Genomic DNA, 16,118 nt, shown 5'->3' with positions numbered 1-16,118 from the left:
TTCAGTGCGATGGACAAAAGAATTACAAGAGGAGTAAAAAAATATTTTTTTAAAGTGCCAAAAGTGTTTGTTTTATTAGTCGTCATAATTGCTCTTGGGAATTATTTATTGAGGTCAGCCATGTTGAAATATCAATCACCCGAATTCCTTCATATAAGTATTCACTTTGGCGTGTGCGTGACAGAAGAATTTTTGGATATGCATCTTTGATTGCAAGCAACGGATTTATTTCGCGTTCAAAAGTCTGTCCATCACCAATGTAGTCGCTTACCTGAATATACAATTTTTCATTCTGCTTTATTGCAACAAAATCAATTTCTTTTTGATAAAGTTTACCAACATAAAGTTCATAACCGCGCCGCATAAGTTCAATTGCTACAATATTTTCAAGCATCCGCCCCCAATCCATGTTTTTTGTTCCGAGTCGTGCATACTTAAAAGAATGGTCTGCCAAGTAATATTTGTCTTCTGATGAAAGATAGCGTTTTCCACGTATGTCGTAACGGCGGATTTTATAAAAAGCAAAAGATGCACACAAGTAATCGATATATGATCCGATTGTTTTTGAATTTGCAGTCATTTTTGTGGTTTCAAGGCACGATGCTATATTTCTTATAGATGTGATATTTGAAATATTATCCATCAAAAAATCTACAAGTCTGTCTAAAAGTACGGTGTTTTTAATTTTCCGTTTACCTAAAATATACCGTACTACAAGGGCATTAAAAACATCTTTTGAAATATAACGGTATTTGTCTTCTATGCTTTTATACAAATATGAACCGGGCATTCCACCCTCTTTTATATAACTATCCAATTCTGAATATGAATCTTTCATTTTAAAAAACTGCATATATTCAGAAAGAGAAAACGGAAACACATGTATTTCAAAAGTGCGTCCGGTAAACAATGTTGCCAAGTCGCTGGAAAGTAAAAAAGCGTTACTTCCTGTAATGTAAATTTGATACAAATCGCTTGCATGCAGACTGTTCACGGCTTTTTCAAAACCACTGCACATTTGAATCTCATCAATAAGAACAAAATTTTGTTTGTTGTCAGATTTGCGTTCTTTAATGTAAAGTTCCAGAGCATGGTATTCTGCAAGGTTTTCAAAATCTGTAAGGTTAAAATCAATATGAATTATGTTTGTGTTATTTTGTGTGCGAAGATAGTCTTCAAAAAGTACGAGCAGCTTTGATTTTCCTGCGCGCCGTATTCCAGTAATTACTTTTATATCTGGTGTTCCAATTGTGTCTTTAAGTTTCTGTAAATAGTCATTTCTTTGTAAAAGTTCCATAAAATAAGTGGAATTTCTATTACTCAAAATGTCAATATTTTTAAATTTGAGTAATACATCTACGTTTCTGCTACTCATTTTTAATTTTTTTTGATTTTTGAGTAACTGACTTAGCTTTTTTTAGGGTAATTTTCCCTTTTTTTTATGGTGTCGCACTTCAAGACGGCGAAATGATGTGGGCGTAAAATAAATATAAATAAATGAATTAAGTTTGAACTAATCTTCAAAACTTTTTATTGTAGGACAATATGGATTTTTAAAAGATTTAAAAACATTCAATATAGAAGATTTACGTTATGCTTGTAAAAATCACCATTTATTAATTACAAAGCATATGACTCTTCGATGTGAAGAACGAAAATTTTCTTCATGTTGTTGCAAGTTATAATGATGGTTTTGCACATATTATAACTGCTTATTTTCCAGATTCTAATATATGGAATGCTTCTTTTACTAAAAAAAATATCGGAGGTATAAATGCTTCTTTTAGATCTGGATGCTGTAAATGAAAGCGGACTTGAAATCTTGAATAAAATCCGAAAAATTCAACCTGAAATTAAAACACTTGTTCTGTCAATGCATTCAGAGCCGTTAAAAATCCAGCAGGCGTGTAACGAAAATATTTTTGAATTGTATTCAACTTTGAGCCGCAAAGAGCAGGAAGTTTTTTCTTTATTTACACGCGGAATGAATACAAAAGAAGCAGCGGCTAATCTTGGCAAAGGCAACCGTAGACAATCAGCGCACATCAATTTACCAAAAGCTGAACATTCACGATACACGCACCCTTGAAAATGTTGCAAAAGCGCTGGGAATTTAAGAAAAATTTGAACGGAAAATTTTCCCTCAAGGCCCATTAACCTTAAGGGAAATTTACTTATTCAACAATATTTCTAATTCCCTGCAGTTCCATTTTTCTCCGAGTATGTTGCAGCTTTCTGATTAATTTATTTTGCATTTTTATAACTGATTAAAATATGGTACGGTACAAAAATTATGGCCGATGTAAAAGCGGAAAAAGGATATGTAGACCGTCCGATTAACAAAAATCTTTTTTTCTTCTATTATATATAATATTCTCGGTCAGTAGATTTCTAAAAAAGCACACCAGCCAATATGGAACAGAACGACCAAAAATATTTAGTTTTGGAAACCTTGCAATTCTTCGCGAAATTCAGAAAAAGCGAATGCACCCGGCCGATTCAAACAATTTTTTAAGGAATAAAATATGCAGTACACAACAACATATCAATCGCCTTTGGGAAAAATTCTTCTTGCCGCTGATGAAATCGGAATCACAGGACTTTGGTTTGAAGATCAAAAATATTTTGCATGGAAACTTGATTCAAATCATGAAGAAAAAGAAATTTCTGTTTTAAAGGAAACAAAACGCTGGCTTGATATTTATTTTTCCAGAAAAGAACCTGATTTTATTCCGCCGCTTCATATAATTGGAACAGAATTCCAAAAAGATGTTTGGAAAATTCTTCGCACAATTCCGTATGGAAAAACAATGACTTACGGACAAATTGCAGACATAATTGCAAAAGAGCGCGGACTTAAAAAAATGTCGTCCCAGGCAGTCGGAGGAGCTGTCGGACATAATTCCATTTCGCTTATAATTCCGTGCCATCGTGTAGTCGGAACAAACGGCAGTTTAACAGGTTATGCCGGCGGAATTGACAAAAAAATATCGCTTCTGAAATTGGAAGGCGCATTCAAAAATAGTTTTTATATTCCTAAACACAGTACAACGCCATGAAAAAACATATTCTTAACGAAGACTTGATTTACGAAATTCTATCTGTTGTAGAAGAAATCCCTGAAGGAAAAGTTGCAACTTATGGACAGATTGCTCGTCTAATCGGCAGAGATAAAAATTCGCGGTTAGTGGGAAAAGTTCTTTCCATGTCTGAATTTTACGGGAACTATCCCTGTCACCGTGTTGTAAATCACTCAGGACGCCTCGTTCCCGGCTGGAAAGAACAGCGTTTTCTTCTTGAAAATGAAGGCGTCGGGTTTAAAGATGATAATCATGTTAATTTAAAGAATTTTTTATGGGACTGCTGAAAAATCGGCTTATGTTAAGAATTTCTCTGCATTTTTATAACTGATTAGAATATGGCACGGTGCAAAAATTACGGCAGACGAAATAAGAGGAATGTAGCGTGTTAAAATTCCGCTTGCCAAAAATATTACCGACGGAATTATTGAAAGCGCAAGGGATTTGAAAACACTGTTCGTTTTAAAATAAAGAATCCAGATTAAAACGTACGCAGTTAATAAAACTGTATCAATTATCAAATACAAAATAAATTCTGGTTTTGAGTAAAAACAAAATCCCATTCCCGGAATTATTACAACCATAAAAGCAAAACAGCAGAATCTTCCAATTTGTTCAAATAATTCTACAAATTTATTTTTCCAGAGATTTTCAAAACCGTCTTTATTTTTTACTGCAAAAATAATATTTGGAATCATTATTACAAGCATAAATGCAAGGCCGTAAAAGTTAATAAATTCTTTAATTGATGTCATACCCATATTGTAAAATAAATTTGGAAAAAAGTAAGAGTAATTACCAATGTTTTATTGATTGGTGCAATATGGCTTGCTCAACTTAAGAAAAATGTTAAAAAATACAAAATAAACTCAAGAAAAATGTAATCTATTTGTATGCAAAGAAAACTGATTTCAGATCTGATTGAATGGAAAAACAAAACTCACAGAAAACCTTTAATGCTTATGGGAGCTCGCCAGGTTGGTAAAACTTGGCTTATGAAAGAATTTGGAAAAAAAGAGTTTAAAAAAAACAGCATATGTAACTTTCTTTAACAACAACCGGATGAAAAATGTTTTTGAAACTGACTACGATATTGAACGAATCCTTCTGAATATAAATGCAGAAACAAAAATTTCTGTTACTCCAGGCGATACACTTATTATTCTTGATGAAATTCAGGAATGTCCAAAAGCTATTGAATCATTAAAATATTTTTGTGAAGATGCTCCTGAATATTATGTTATAGCTGCAGGTTCTCTTTTAGGAGTGAGTATTCATCAGAATATTTCGTTTCCAGTTGGAAAAGTTGATGAGCTAAATCTGTATCCGCTTTCTTTTGAAGAATTTCTTTTGGCTGCCGGAGAAGAAACACTGGCTTCTATTCTTGAAAAAAAACAGTTTAATTATATGGTGGATTTTAAAGACAAATACCTACACTGGTTAAAGAATTATTTTTACGTTGGAGGAATGCCTGAAGTTGTTTCATTGTTTTTTGAAACTAAAGATTATATTCAGGTTCGCAAACTTCAGAATACTATATTGGACCAGTATCGAATGGATTTTGGGAAACATTCCAAAGAAGAGTTTCAAACAAGAATTGAACAGGTATGGAATTCTATTCCGGCTCAACTTTCCAAAGAAAATAAAAAATATTTTTTTGGTCAAATAAAAAAAGGTTCCCGAATGAAAGATTTTGAACTTGCCATTCAATGGCTTTGTAATGCAGGTTTGGTTCACAAAGTAAACAGAGTATCAAAACCTGGTGTTCCACTTAAAGCGTATGAAGAAATTGAAGCGTTCAAATTGTTTTTGCTTGATGTTGGATTAGTTTCTGCAATGTGCAATTTAAATTCTCAAACTATTATTGACGGCGACAAAGCCTTTGTAGAGTTTAAAGGTGCTCTTACAGAAAACTATGTGCTTCAGGAAATAAAAGCAAATTCAAATAATTCAGTTTTTTATTATTCAAACGACGATTCTACATTTGAGCTGGATTTTCTTCTTGACAGCGAAAATGGTCCAGTTCCAATTGAAGTCAAAGCACAGGAAAATCTCCGTGCAAAAAGTTTTAAAAACTACTGCGAAAAATTTAAACCAACAGTAGCAATCAGAACTTCAACAGCAGACTACCGGGAAGAATCATGGATGAAAAATATTCCGCTTTATGCAATCGGAAAAGCGCTATCATAAAAAAGACTGTTTTTAAAACTTTCCCCTAGAAAAATGTAATTTATGTAAAATACTAAGCAGCAATTTGAAGATTTGGCAAAAGCCGCGTAGGAGTTTTTAATCCAAATGACTCTAAGAAATTGTAAACAGATTTCCCCGGGAAAATAGTGGACTTCCTTATTCATTTACCTTCCACCAACCGTTCTTCTTTGCGCCCATTCGTTCAATCTTTCCCTGTTTTTTCAGTTCTCCAATCAGACGTTTTACAGTAGCTTCTGATTTTCCAAGCTGCATCGCGTATTCTGAATAGGTCTTTTCCGGTGACTTTTTTATAAGGTCAACCAAAAGATTTATAGGGTCATTTAAAAGGTCATTTATCGGGTCATTTTGATGATTTATTGGGTCGCCTCTGTGCTTTTTAAGGGCAAAAAGGATTTCCTGAAGCATAAAATCAATGAATACACCGCAATCTGCATTTTCTGTACTCTTGTTGATTGCCTCGTAGTATTCTTCCTGATTTTCGTAAACCATATTTTCTACCGGAAGATGCTCAAAACAAGGGTTCAGTTTTCCCAATATCAAAGACTGCCAGAGCCTGCCTGTTCTGCCGTTACCGTCACTAAAGGGATGAATGAATTCAAACTCGTAATGGAAAACACAGCTTTTAATCAAAAGATGGTCAGGCGCATTCTTAAGCCATTCAAACAAATCTGCTATCAAAGTCGGAACACGTTCTGCCGGAGGAGCCATGTGGACACAACCCTGTTTACTAAAGACACCGACTCCGCCATGTCTGAAATGCCCTGCATCATCAGTCAAGGCCGCCATTAAAACTCCGTGGGCTTTGAGCAAATCTTCAACTGAATAAGGGTTGAGCTTTGAATAAAGTTCATAAGCCTTGATAGCATTTTTTACTTCCTGAATCTCACGAAGCGGGGCAACAACATTCTTTCCGTACAACCTGGGTAAACGTGGACAAAAGTTTTATTACTAAAAACACAGCCAGCACCCTTGAGTTTTATCTTCCGCGTACACTCGAAATCGGAAAAAAATATTTCATTGCAGTGCAGACATCCTTAAGTGGTTCAACCGAACTTAAAGCTCCAGTCCACGGAATAAGCCGGATTGCAGTAGAAATTGTAGAGTAGAATAAAGTGTAAGAAAATGTAAAAAAGTTTTCAGACTGTCTCAAACAAGAGGCAGTCTGAATTATATAATTGTTCCTTAAAATTGAACGAATGAGCAAGTTTCAACTTGCGATTGAGTTCAATTAGTGCGCGTGAGCGTACACGTTAATAAGACAGTTGTGAAGCAACTGTAGTTTTCTTGAAAGGCGCTATTTTAGCCGTTCAAGAAAAACCTTGATTTTACCTGAACCATTTGAACCGGTAATTCATCATACATGGCTTTTAATAAACCTATAAAACCTCTTTAGAATAGATTTTTGCAACTTTTTACACTTTCCTATTCTATTTTAGTTATCTAAAGATTATTTTTTACTTTATCTAAAATTAATTCGTCTGCAGGTAGCCATTTTACATTGTGCAAAGTATCAGCGTTCAGCCATTTTGCATCTTCTGCTTCAAGTAAAGTCAGTTTTCCTTTTACAAGAGTGCAGGCAAAACATTCCATTATTAAGTGAAATTGAGGATAATCCCATTCTACTGTTTGTATTTTTTCTTGAATTTTAATTGTTGAATCCAATTCCTCATAGATTTCGCGGATTAAAGCTTCTTCTTCTGTTTCAATTTCAAGGCCTGATTCATCATGTTCGATTTTTCCGCATGGAAATTCCCACCAGCCTTTATAGTCACCATATCCTCGCGCTGTGGCAAAAACTTCTTTTTTGCCATTACTATTTGTTCGGTAAATTACCGCTGCTACTACGTGTATTTGTTTCATGTTATGCCACCAAATAATTATATAAGTTTTTTGGAACAGGTGTATTCATTTTAAAAATAATATTTACTACCGGAACTATTTCATCACCGTCATTCATCTTAGTGTTCTTATAGTTATTAAGTATACAATTACCCATATAATAAAAATCCGAACCTTCTGCATCAGATTTTTTTATAAAAAGAGGAATTTCGATTTTGTTTGTTTTCTGATCGATAATAGCTGCAACTTCTTTGCTTTTGCTTGTCCGACGACTTCGACTATTCCAATTAAAATGGGTGTTATCAATAAAGTAATCTTTATAATTTGTTGAATCTGTTTCTTCAAGGTGTTTTTCATAAGTAACAAAAATGGGGCAAGATAATGTGTTGGTTTTTTCCATTGTTTTGTATCCATAAATAGTGGAAGAATAATCTTTATCCCAGTTTAATATTTTACAAACATCTTTACGAGAATATTTTCTGTATAAAACAAGATTATGATTTTCAACTTTTTCGGATTCTTTTATTTGCGCTCTTTTAATTCCATAAGTTAGGCAATCAGATAATTCTGATTTATAAATACAATTTTTTAAAAGTTCAGAAAACTTATGGGTTTTTATAATAGCTTTTTTATCCTGTGAATATTCAATATAAGTGAGTTCTCCGTATTTTTTTCTGTCTATTTGACCGTAATGAGTTATTGTCAATTGTTGTGGATTGAAAAAAAGTGTCTTTTCATCAGGCAGCCTTCATTTGTTCACCGTCCACAAAAATTATATTTTTGGCGACAAGTTCAAGTTGTTTAAATCCCCTGAGCCGTCGCCAGTTTTTCTCTGCCTGAAGACAAAGCTTGAAAGCCATTGCAACAGAAGCAGCGGAAGAGCCGTTTCCTTTTGTTGACTTGTGGCGCAACCTGACTGTTGCAAATGTCGATTCAATCGGATTCGACGTTCTAATGTGAGCCCAATGTTCCGCCGGATAATCATAAAAGCGGAACAAATCCTCCTTGTCTTTTTCAAGACATTCCGTTGCCTTCGGATATTTTTTTCCGAAAGTTTCTATAAATAAGTCGTAGGCTTTCAAGGCGTTTGCACGTTTGTCTGCCTGCCACATATCCCGAATCATTTTTGTGGCCTGAGTCTGTACACAGTCAGGCAATTTGTCCAGAATGTTCATGGACTTGTGGAACCAGCATCTCTGAATTTTTAGCTGGCCCCAGATTTCATCAACTGCATTTTGAAACCCAAGCGCTCCGTCGCAGACTGCCAATTTTGGTGCTTTTGTCAGTCCGCGGAATTTCAAATCAAGCAAAACTCCACGCCAACTTTCCGTTGACTCGCGAATTCCGGCCTGTACAGCCACAAGTTCTTTTTTGCCTTCAACAGTTACGCCAATTATTACCAGAAGGCAGGTCTTTTCACCGTCAAGCCGGGACTTTACGTAAATTCCGTCTGCCCAAACATAAACGTATTCCTTTCCGGAAAGATCTCGTTTGCGCCATTCGTCATATTCAGCCTGCCATTTTACAGTAAGCTTTGTTATGACTGACGGACTCAGGCCCTTTGCTTCTTTACCAAGAACATCATGGAGCATGGCTGAAAACTTGTTTGAAGAAATTCCTGCAAGGTAGGCAGCGGAAAGTATTGCTTCTACTGTCGGAGTTTTTCTTGCAAACGGAGGAAGGACTTTGCTTACAAAGCGATCCTTTTCTTCAAGTGCACGGTCATCAACTCTGGGAAGCCTGACTGTAACGTAACCGTTTGTAGTAAGAATTGTCCGTTCTTTGTGAAAGCCGTTTCTTACTACAAGTTTGTTTCCGGTTTTGTCTACGATAGAAGAAGTTTTATTAAGAAAACGCTGAACTTCATCCTCGTAAAGACTTTCAATTACTTCACGTGCTCTTGCGCGGATTGCTTTTTCAAGCAAATCAATCGTTGGACTATTGGAATTTTCTTCAATTTCCAGTATTCTTTTCATAAGAGGTCTCCTTCGGTGTTTATTTTTTTTTCCAAAGAAAACTATACCTTAGACAGACCTCTTTTTCTATGCCTTCTCAGGCAATCCACAACTTTTGATTATAACTCGACCGTAATAGTCAGGAGATAAAGTATGAATCATTCCGTCAATATCGTCGTTATCAAAAGAAAATCCAAATTTTTCAATCTGAATTTTAAATTCGTCAATACTAACAGAGTCTTTATCAAGAAGCGTTTTTAAAATTAAAAGTTCATGGAGTCTAAAGCCATGAGCAAATTCAAGAGAAATAAATTGGAGTGAAGTTCTGTAGCAAGGTGCAAGTTCTGGAATATTCTTTTCGAATTTTGTTTTGAACTCATAATAAGAACCTGCATAGTCTATAAATAAAAGAGGATCAATAAAACCATTATCCACGAAGTCTACCATTGATGGAAAATGTGCAAGTCTCATTTTTAGTTTTTTATATTCACCTTGTAAAAATTTTCCACGGTTGAATTTTGCATTTGAAATAGATTCATAAATTCTCTGTTTTGCAATTTCGTTTATTTGAATTGATGAAGTTCCTGGTAGACTGGCAGTTCCACTTGTCATATGGCGGCGAATAGAATCTTTGTCATATGAATTATCACTAAATAAAGCAATAGGAATAAAAAAGTTATTTTCGTAGTTTCCTATAAAATCAATTACAGATACATATTTTTTTTCGATTGTTTTACGAAGGCCTCGTCCGAGTTGTTGAACAAAAATAATTGAAGACTGTGTAGGGCGAAGCATTACAATTTGATTTACACATGGAATATCAACACCTTCATTAAAAATATCTACACTGATTATATATTGTAAAGGATTTGTGTCTGATTCAAGTTCTTCAATAACACGTTCCCGCGTTTTATCATCATCAGTTCCGCATAATGCTTTAGTATAGAAACCGTCTTGATTAAGTTGTTTTGACAGTTCGTAAGCTTCTTCAATACGACTGCAAAAAATTAATCCTTTAACTGCATATTCATAAGATCTGTAAGTTTTTAAAGCTTTTTCTATATGATGAATTCTTTCAGTACTTACAAGATTTTTGAATTCAGTTTTGTCATCAACTAATTGACCGTTAACAGTTAAATCTGATAGTCCGTAATAATGGAATGGACAAAGCAAATCTTCTTCAAGTGCCTTTTGTAAGCGAATTTCATAAGCTATAGTATTTTCAAATAGTGAATAAATATCAAAACCATCTGTACGTTCTGGAGTTGCAGTAAGACCAAGTAAAAATTTAGGCGTAAAGTAATCAATTATTTTTTGATAAGAATCAGCTCCTGCGTGGTGAACTTCGTCAATAATGATATAGTCAAAATGGTTCTTAGTAAATTTTTGCAAAATATCATCTTGTCGTAAAGTTGCAACGGAAGCAAATATAAAATCAGCATCAAAATCTTTTATACCACCACCAAGAAAACCTGTTTTAATTTCGGGTAAAAGGTTTTTAAAAGATTCTTCAGACTTATGTAAAATCATATCACGATGGGCAACGTACAAAACTCGTTTGGGTTGCATTTGTTTTACATCAAAAATAGAAAGATATGTTTTTCCAGTTCCGGTTGAGGCAATTAAAAGAGCTTTGTTTTTACCGTCATCACGCAAACTGGCAAGGGAGGCCATTGCTTCTTGTTGCATTTTATTTGGAACAATATCAAAAGTTTTTTCTTTTTCTGTATTTTTTTTCTTTTGTAATTTGTGTAAGTTTTATTTGATTTTCTTTATACTTTTTTTCGTAATTAGAAATCCACTGTTCATCAACTTTTTCTGCCTGATTCCAGATGCGTTCAAATTCTTCGCGAACAGAAAAAACAATTTGTCCATCAAGAGCAGAAATAAATTTTATGCTCCATTCTTGGTTTGCATTCAAAGCAGATGCAGTAAGATTTGCACTACCAATTATTATTGAATAATAATTTGATTGTTTAAAAATATAACCTTTAGGATGAAATCCTTTTTTCATTTTTTCAGTATCATATACTTTTAGTTCAATATTTGGAAAAAGCGAAAGAATTTCTTTTAGTGCAGAAGGTTGTGTAAAATTAAGATAGTTCGTAGTTAGAATACGACCTGGTATGTTATGTTCAGATAGATAATCAAGTTTTTGTTTAATACATGCAATTCCAGAGTGATTTATAAACGCAACTGAAAAATCAAAAGCGTCGCATGTAGAAAGTTCTTCTTCGATTGAAGTTACTATTTTTTTTTCGTGTTCATAATCATTTATAAGGAGATTAGGAGATAGATCTGAATATTCACCAGAAATTTTAGAGATAAAACTATCTTTAAGAGAGTTTAGAAGTTTTTCGTTTGAAAAGTTTTTTCTGAATAAATCATATTCTGGCATTTCTATATTTGTCTCCCTATTATTGAGTATAGCATATTTTCGATTTTTTTCTAGTACTTTGCATTTACTCCAAATTTTGCGTAAAAGAATAAAATGTACATTTTTATTTGACTTTTTACACTTTATCAACTTTCCTTAATCTTTTCTAAAAACTGTTCTGCGGCTTTTGAAAAAACCTGATACTTTTTCCAGATGACAGAAAGTTCAGCTTCAACAGGCGGCTCAAGAGGTCTAAAACACAAATTGCTACCCTCGCCTGTATTGATTATTTTATCAAGCCCGATTGCATACCCGAGCCCTTCATCAACAAAAAGAGAAGCATTAAACAATAAATTGTAAGTTGCAGCAATATTAAGTTCGTCCAAATTCCGTTTAAGCCAAGCTCTTAATTCTCCGCCCTGATTTTTCTGATGAGAAATAATCAACGGTTTATCACATAAATCTTTTGGAGTTACTGATTTTTTTTTGGCAAGCACAGAATCTTTTCTCATCAAAACGCCCCATGTATCTTTTACAGGAATTTTTATTGAATTGTATTTTTCAAAATCAACATTTCCAAAAACAAGACCAAAGTCAATCAAACCTTTGTCCAACTGTTCCTTCTTCGGTTAAAGTAATTTTTCTTGAACCTTTTGTGCCGCGGATTAAAAGCTGTTTTCCAAGTTCTTCTTAAGGGAAAATATTCTTTTCAATATATTATTAATGCTGAATTTGACAATTGCTTATTTGATACAAAAGATGCATTCTGGCATTGCAAAAATGTAACAGTTAGAAACAGCACTGTAAACGGCGAATATCTTGCATGGTATTCTGATAGTTTGACTCTGATTAATTGTAAAATCAGCGGAACACAGCCATTTTGTTACTGTAAAAATCTTAAGATTGTTGACTGCGAAATGGTGAATACCGATTTATGTTTTGAAAGATCAGAAGTTCAAGCCAACATTACATCTTATGTAGAAAGTATAAAAAATCTGCTTTCAGGAGTAATTCGTGTTCCGGAAGTAGGAAAAATAATTTTTGATATTCCCCAGGCAAAAGGAAAAATATTGATTGACTGAATCATAATTACAAGCATAAATGCAAGACCGTAAAAGTTTGTAAATTTCATTTTTGTGTCCTTGATTTTTGAATCGGCAATTCATCATACATGGCTTTTAATAAGCCTGTCAAAAATTCTTTGTTTTCAACTTCTTCTACCAAAAGCATTTCTTTTGCACCATTGTACGGCAATTCATAAGTTGCTTGCGGCATATAATCGATTGCAGATTTTACAGGTTTTACAAGAAATCTGTCATCATAAATTCCGACGACAATTTTTGAGCGATAATAAATAATAAATTCTCCCATCATTGCACGGTATGAAATTTCTTCCAGGTCAGAAAACTGGTCTAAAATAAAATTCAAATATTCTTTTGTTGAAGCCATGTTAAAATTATAAATCAGTTTTGAGAAAAGAGTAAAGAATCATTTTGCCAGCTTCAAAAATTTCTTGTCACTTTGAATCGCTTGCGTAATAAATTTTCCGTCTTTGAACAAAGCGTATGTTGTAACCGGTGCGGGCACATTTTGGGCGGTTTTCATGTCAGTGATATGAATTGTTTTTAACTGTATTCCATTTTCTTTTGCGACTTCTTCAATACGTGGAATCCAATAATATGTAAACGGACACTGGTCTGTATAATAAATTACAATTCCTTTTTCGCCGGTCTGAAGTTTTTTTGCACATTCTTTAAATGTTGGAACTTTTTCATTTTCGTTGAATGGCAAGTACATTAAATTTATTCCGCAATCACAACTATCTGCAACTTTAAATCCTTTGTGCAACAGCCATTTCGGGTCAGATAAAAATTCCTTTTTTCTGCCGTCAGAAGATAAAATGCACAAACCTTTCTTTCCTTTAGACTTTGCATCTTTTATACATTCATTCAGTAAATCATTTGAATATCCGTGACCTTTCATCGAGCCCGAAACCCAAAGGCAATTTATATAAAAATAATCAACTGCTTCAACTGGAACCCACGCAAATTCTGCCGGAATATATTCTATAAAACATTTACCGCGTTCTTTGCTCCGATAAAAAACAAGTCCTTCATCAAAACGTTTTTTTAGCCATTCTTTTTTGCATAAACATTGCTTTCCTGACATTGCACAGCAGATGTGTTCTTTATCGATATTTTCTTTTGTTATTTGAATGTATTCCATTTTCGTTTTTTCTCCTTTCACTTTTTTCAAAATCTTTTCTTCCGTAAAGCAAAAACAATGTTCCGTATTTTACAAGATAAACATTTGAAGTCTGTTCACTTTCTTTAATTTCAAAACCAAGCACATCTCTGTAAAAACGGATCATTTTTGGCATATCGTTTACGAGCAATTCAAAACCGTCCAATCTCATAAAAACATCTCTGTTTTCCATAGACTTATCTCTTAAGTAAAAATCGTAATTAATATCCGTATATGAATTCAATTTTTATGCTTATTGCTTTACTCATATAATGCATTGATTTCTATTTTCTCAAGTTTCTCAATATCAACATTTTCAAAGCCTGATTTTGAGAAAAATACATATTTATAACATTCCAAGCCGGACTTATCTACCTGCGCAATTTCTTCTTCAATCATCGACTTTGATACAGGTAATTTTCTAAATTTCACCTCATAGAATACATAACCTTTCTCATCCTCAGTAACAATATCAAACTCTCCATTTGTATGTTCCTTCGGATTGTCATAATAGTATTTACCTATTTTTTCAATTACTGGTTCAATTCTTCCTGCTCTATTTTGTCTTATCAGATATTGCTTACATATCTCCTCAAACTGATGTGGAACATATTTTTCGTCAAAGTCTTTTTCTATATATTTTACATAAAACACTTCAGGATCCATAATCTTAAGTTGCGACAAATATTTAAAAACATATCTGTAATAGAACAATGAAAGATTATCGGATACATAATATCCGACCTTTTTCTTATTATTAGAATCGTTAATAGGCGTTGTCTTTTCTACAACTTCCATTTTTATGAGCTTATCCAAAACATCAATAAGAGTAGGTCCGCTTGATACATGCGATTGAGATAAAATATCACTGTATCTTGAGTAACCCCTGGCAAGTGCTTCAAATACCTCGTTGGCATTTATTATCTTAGAAATTTCCGCATTCAAGTATCCAGACACCTCATTTTCCAAACGAGCTCCTGACGAAGCAATAAGATCTATAATATTATCTTTTACGCTCTTCTTATCATCAATCAGCCTATTATAGTATGGAATTCCTCCAAATACAGAATATATGCGCACCTTATCCTCTGCTGAAAAGCCCGGATAAAACATGGCCGATTCATAGTGAGTTATTGTCAATTGTTGTGGATTGAAAAAAAGTGTCTTTTCATCAGGCAGCCTTCATTTGTTCACCGTCCACAAAAATTATATTTTTGGCGACAAGTTCAAGTTGTTTAAATCCCCTGAGCCGTCGCCAGTTTTTCTCTGCCTGAAGACAAAGCTTGAAAGCCATTGCAACAGAAGCAGCGGAAGAGCCGTTTCCTTTTGTTGACTTGTGGCGCAACCTGACTGTTGCAAATGTCGATTCAATCGGATTCGACGTTCTAATGTGAGCCCAATGTTCCGCCGGATAATCATAAAAGCGGAACAAATCCTCCTTGTCTTTTTCAAGACATTCCGTTGCCTTCGGATATTTTTTTCCGAAAGTTTCTATAAATAAGTCGTAGGCTTTCAAGGCGTTTGCACGTTTGTCTGCCTGCCACATATCCCGAATCATTTTTGTGGCCTGAGTCTGCACACAGTCAGGCAATTTGTCCAGAATGTTCATGGACTTGTGGAACCAGCATCTCTGAATTTTTAGCTGGCCCCAGATTTCATCAACTGCATTTTGAAACCCAAGCGCTCCGTCGCAGACTGCCAATTTTGGTGCTTTTGTCAGTCCGCGGAATTTCAAATCAAGCAAAACTCCACGCCAACTTTCCGTTGACTCGCGAATTCCGGCCTGTACAGCCACAAGTTCTTTTTTGCCTTCAACAGTTACGCCAATTATTACCAGAAGGCAGGTCTTTTCACCGTCAAGCCGGGACTTTACGTAAATTCCGTCTGCCCAAACATAAACGTATTCCTTTCCGGAAAGATCTCGTTTGCGCCATTCGTCATATTCAGCCTGCCATTTTACAGTAAGCTTTGTTATGACTGACGGACTCAGGCCCTTTGCTTCTTTACCAAGAACATCATGGAGCATGGCTGAAAACTTGTTTGAAGAAATTCCTGCAAGGTAGGCAGCGGAAAGTATTGCTTCTACTGTCGGAGTTTTTCTTGCAAACGGAGGAAGGACTTTGCTTACAAAGCGATCCTTTTCTTCAAGTGCACGGTCATCAACTCTGGGAAGCCTGACTGTAACGTAACCGTTTGTAGTAAGAATTGTCCGTTCTTTGTGAAAGCCGTTTCTTACTACAAGTTTGTTTCCGGTTTTGTCTACGATAGAAGAAGTTTTATTAAGAAAACGCTGAACTTCATCCTCGTAAAGACTTTCAATTACTTCACGTGCTCTTGCGCGGATTGCTTTTTCAAGCAAATCAATCGTTGGACTATTGGAATTTTCTTCAATTTCCAGTATTCTTTTCATAA

General features: G+C 34.5%; 21 protein-coding genes. 7 read left to right on the top strand and 14 right to left on the bottom strand.

What is annotated here, in order from left to right:
• Window positions 1–82: 82 nt before the first annotated feature.
• A complete protein-coding gene (locus IWA51_RS01890; RefSeq protein ID WP_198442930.1) occupies window positions 83–1,297 on the bottom strand; it encodes an ATP-binding protein in 1,215 nt (404 codons plus the stop codon).
• A 477-nt stretch (window positions 1,298–1,774) separates the two neighbouring features.
• On the opposite strand from IWA51_RS01890, the gene IWA51_RS01885 reads away from it, so the two are divergent.
• The 3 genes from IWA51_RS01885 (at window position 1,775) to IWA51_RS01875 (ending at window position 3,367) form a co-directional block, all read left to right on the top strand.
• A complete protein-coding gene (locus tag IWA51_RS01885; RefSeq protein WP_198442929.1) occupies window positions 1,775–2,089 on the top strand; it encodes a response regulator in 315 nt (104 codons plus the stop codon).
• Window positions 2,090–2,525: 436 nt separating this feature from the next.
• Window positions 2,526–3,059, top strand: coding sequence for a methylated-DNA--[protein]-cysteine S-methyltransferase (locus IWA51_RS01880; RefSeq protein ID WP_198442928.1), 534 nt, complete (start codon window positions 2,526–2,528; stop codon window positions 3,057–3,059).
• Complete coding sequence (locus tag IWA51_RS01875) at window positions 3,056–3,367, top strand: MGMT family protein (RefSeq protein ID WP_198442927.1); 312 nt, start codon at window positions 3,056–3,058, stop codon at window positions 3,365–3,367. Before IWA51_RS01880 ends, IWA51_RS01875 begins: the two co-directional genes overlap by 4 nt.
• Before the next feature lie 9 nt (window positions 3,368–3,376).
• On the opposite strand, the gene IWA51_RS01870 is transcribed toward IWA51_RS01875, so the two are convergent.
• The gene (locus IWA51_RS01870) at window positions 3,377–3,835 is read right to left on the bottom strand and encodes a hypothetical protein (RefSeq protein WP_198442926.1); all 459 of its coding nucleotides are present in this window, start codon (window positions 3,833–3,835) and stop codon (window positions 3,377–3,379) included.
• Window positions 3,836–3,973: 138 nt separating this feature from the next.
• On the opposite strand from IWA51_RS01870, the gene IWA51_RS12630 reads away from it, so the two are divergent.
• Window positions 3,974–4,132: an AAA family ATPase gene (locus tag IWA51_RS12630; protein ID WP_230402687.1), complete on the top strand. Its 159-nt coding sequence runs from the start codon at window positions 3,974–3,976 to the stop codon at window positions 4,130–4,132.
• A 10-nt stretch (window positions 4,133–4,142) separates the two neighbouring features.
• A complete protein-coding gene (locus IWA51_RS01865; protein ID WP_230402686.1) occupies window positions 4,143–5,270 on the top strand; it encodes an ATP-binding protein in 1,128 nt (375 codons plus the stop codon).
• A gap of 156 nt (window positions 5,271–5,426) precedes the next feature.
• Here IWA51_RS01865 and IWA51_RS01860 read toward each other — a convergent pair whose 3' ends face one another.
• The gene (locus tag IWA51_RS01860; protein ID WP_198442925.1) at window positions 5,427–6,209 is read right to left on the bottom strand and encodes a Fic family protein; all 783 of its coding nucleotides are present in this window, start codon (window positions 6,207–6,209) and stop codon (window positions 5,427–5,429) included.
• Window positions 6,210–6,220: 11 nt separating this feature from the next.
• Between IWA51_RS01860 and IWA51_RS01855 the strand changes: the two genes are divergently transcribed.
• On the top strand, window positions 6,221–6,397 hold the full coding sequence (locus IWA51_RS01855) for a DUF4469 domain-containing protein (protein WP_198442924.1): 177 nt from the start codon (window positions 6,221–6,223) through the stop codon (window positions 6,395–6,397).
• A gap of 334 nt (window positions 6,398–6,731) precedes the next feature.
• Here the strand turns inward: IWA51_RS01855 and IWA51_RS01850 are convergent, their stop codons facing one another.
• The 6 genes from IWA51_RS01850 to IWA51_RS01825 all read right to left on the bottom strand — a co-directional run bounded on the left by IWA51_RS01850 (window position 6,732) and on the right by IWA51_RS01825 (window position 12,076).
• Window positions 6,732–7,151, bottom strand: coding sequence for a (deoxy)nucleoside triphosphate pyrophosphohydrolase (locus IWA51_RS01850; RefSeq protein WP_198442923.1), 420 nt, complete (start codon window positions 7,149–7,151; stop codon window positions 6,732–6,734).
• Window position 7,152: 1 nt separating this feature from the next.
• Window positions 7,153–7,836 (bottom strand): DUF3427 domain-containing protein, encoded by a 684-nt coding sequence (locus IWA51_RS01845; RefSeq protein ID WP_198442922.1) that lies wholly within the window; start codon window positions 7,834–7,836, stop codon window positions 7,153–7,155.
• Between the two features lie 31 nt (window positions 7,837–7,867).
• Window positions 7,868–9,106, bottom strand: a complete 1,239-nt coding sequence (locus tag IWA51_RS01840) for an IS256 family transposase (RefSeq protein WP_198441892.1) — start codon at window positions 9,104–9,106, stop codon at window positions 7,868–7,870.
• Window positions 9,107–9,172: 66 nt separating this feature from the next.
• Window positions 9,173–10,789 carry a DEAD/DEAH box helicase gene (locus tag IWA51_RS01835; RefSeq protein WP_329601801.1) on the bottom strand — a complete coding sequence of 539 codons (1,617 nt, stop codon included), beginning with the start codon at window positions 10,787–10,789 and terminating at the stop codon, window positions 9,173–9,175.
• A 1-nt stretch (window position 10,790) separates the two neighbouring features.
• On the bottom strand, window positions 10,791–11,483 hold the full coding sequence (locus tag IWA51_RS01830; RefSeq protein WP_198442920.1) for a phospholipase D-like domain-containing protein: 693 nt from the start codon (window positions 11,481–11,483) through the stop codon (window positions 10,791–10,793).
• Window positions 11,484–11,608: 125 nt separating this feature from the next.
• On the bottom strand, window positions 11,609–12,076 hold the full coding sequence (locus tag IWA51_RS01825) for a LysR family transcriptional regulator substrate-binding protein (protein WP_198442919.1): 468 nt from the start codon (window positions 12,074–12,076) through the stop codon (window positions 11,609–11,611).
• Window positions 12,077–12,106: 30 nt separating this feature from the next.
• Here IWA51_RS01825 and IWA51_RS01820 point away from each other — a divergent pair, with 30 nt between their 5' ends.
• Entirely contained in the window at window positions 12,107–12,544 is a 438-nt protein-coding gene (locus IWA51_RS01820) for a DUF3737 family protein (protein ID WP_198442918.1), read from the top strand.
• A 46-nt stretch (window positions 12,545–12,590) separates the two neighbouring features.
• Here IWA51_RS01820 and IWA51_RS01815 read toward each other — a convergent pair whose 3' ends face one another.
• From IWA51_RS01815 to IWA51_RS01795, 5 genes are all read right to left on the bottom strand, one after another.
• A complete protein-coding gene (locus IWA51_RS01815) occupies window positions 12,591–12,911 on the bottom strand; it encodes a TfoX/Sxy family protein (protein ID WP_198442917.1) in 321 nt (106 codons plus the stop codon).
• Window positions 12,912–12,950: 39 nt separating this feature from the next.
• Entirely contained in the window at window positions 12,951–13,688 is a 738-nt protein-coding gene (locus IWA51_RS01810) for an N-acetyltransferase (protein WP_198442916.1), read from the bottom strand.
• Window positions 13,651–13,899, bottom strand: a complete 249-nt coding sequence (locus tag IWA51_RS01805) for a VOC family protein (RefSeq protein ID WP_230402685.1) — start codon at window positions 13,897–13,899, stop codon at window positions 13,651–13,653. Before IWA51_RS01805 ends, IWA51_RS01810 begins: the two co-directional genes overlap by 38 nt.
• Window positions 13,900–13,967: 68 nt before the next feature.
• Window positions 13,968–14,846 carry an ATP-binding protein gene (locus IWA51_RS01800; protein WP_230402684.1) on the bottom strand — a complete coding sequence of 293 codons (879 nt, stop codon included), beginning with the start codon at window positions 14,844–14,846 and terminating at the stop codon, window positions 13,968–13,970.
• 31 nt (window positions 14,847–14,877) lie between these two features.
• The gene (locus tag IWA51_RS01795; protein ID WP_198441892.1) at window positions 14,878–16,116 is read right to left on the bottom strand and encodes an IS256 family transposase; all 1,239 of its coding nucleotides are present in this window, start codon (window positions 16,114–16,116) and stop codon (window positions 14,878–14,880) included.
• Window positions 16,117–16,118 lie beyond the last annotated feature (2 nt).

The organism is Treponema peruense (assembly GCF_016117655.1).
GTDB classification, from domain to species: Bacteria; Spirochaetota; Spirochaetia; order Treponematales; family Treponemataceae; genus Treponema_D; species Treponema_D peruense.
This window is presented reverse-complemented; position numbering and strand designations above follow the sequence as displayed.

Excerpts from the sequence above, each read along its gene's own strand:
- IWA51_RS01890 (WP_198442930.1), bottom strand. The coding sequence starts at position 1,297 with ATGGAACTTTTACAAAGAAATGACTATTTACAGAAACTTAAAGACACA.
- IWA51_RS01885 (WP_198442929.1), top strand. The coding sequence starts at position 1,775 with ATGCTTCTTTTAGATCTGGATGCTGTAAATGAAAGCGGACTTGAAATC.
- IWA51_RS01880 (WP_198442928.1), top strand. The coding sequence starts at position 2,526 with ATGCAGTACACAACAACATATCAATCGCCTTTGGGAAAAATTCTTCTT.
- IWA51_RS01875 (WP_198442927.1), top strand. The coding sequence starts at position 3,056 with ATGAAAAAACATATTCTTAACGAAGACTTGATTTACGAAATTCTATCT.
- IWA51_RS01870 (WP_198442926.1), bottom strand. The coding sequence starts at position 3,835 with ATGACATCAATTAAAGAATTTATTAACTTTTACGGCCTTGCATTTATG.
- IWA51_RS12630 (WP_230402687.1), top strand. The coding sequence starts at position 3,974 with ATGCAAAGAAAACTGATTTCAGATCTGATTGAATGGAAAAACAAAACT.
- IWA51_RS01865 (WP_230402686.1), top strand. The coding sequence starts at position 4,143 with ATGAAAAATGTTTTTGAAACTGACTACGATATTGAACGAATCCTTCTG.
- IWA51_RS01850 (WP_198442923.1), bottom strand. The coding sequence starts at position 7,151 with ATGAAACAAATACACGTAGTAGCAGCGGTAATTTACCGAACAAATAGT.
- IWA51_RS01840 (WP_198441892.1), bottom strand. The coding sequence starts at position 9,106 with ATGAAAAGAATACTGGAAATTGAAGAAAATTCCAATAGTCCAACGATT.
- IWA51_RS01830 (WP_198442920.1), bottom strand. The coding sequence starts at position 11,483 with ATGCCAGAATATGATTTATTCAGAAAAAACTTTTCAAACGAAAAACTT.
- IWA51_RS01815 (WP_198442917.1), bottom strand. The coding sequence starts at position 12,911 with ATGGCTTCAACAAAAGAATATTTGAATTTTATTTTAGACCAGTTTTCT.
- IWA51_RS01810 (WP_198442916.1), bottom strand. The coding sequence starts at position 13,688 with ATGGAATACATTCAAATAACAAAAGAAAATATCGATAAAGAACACATC.
- IWA51_RS01805 (WP_230402685.1), bottom strand. The coding sequence starts at position 13,899 with ATGGAAAACAGAGATGTTTTTATGAGATTGGACGGTTTTGAATTGCTC.
- IWA51_RS01795 (WP_198441892.1), bottom strand. The coding sequence starts at position 16,116 with ATGAAAAGAATACTGGAAATTGAAGAAAATTCCAATAGTCCAACGATT.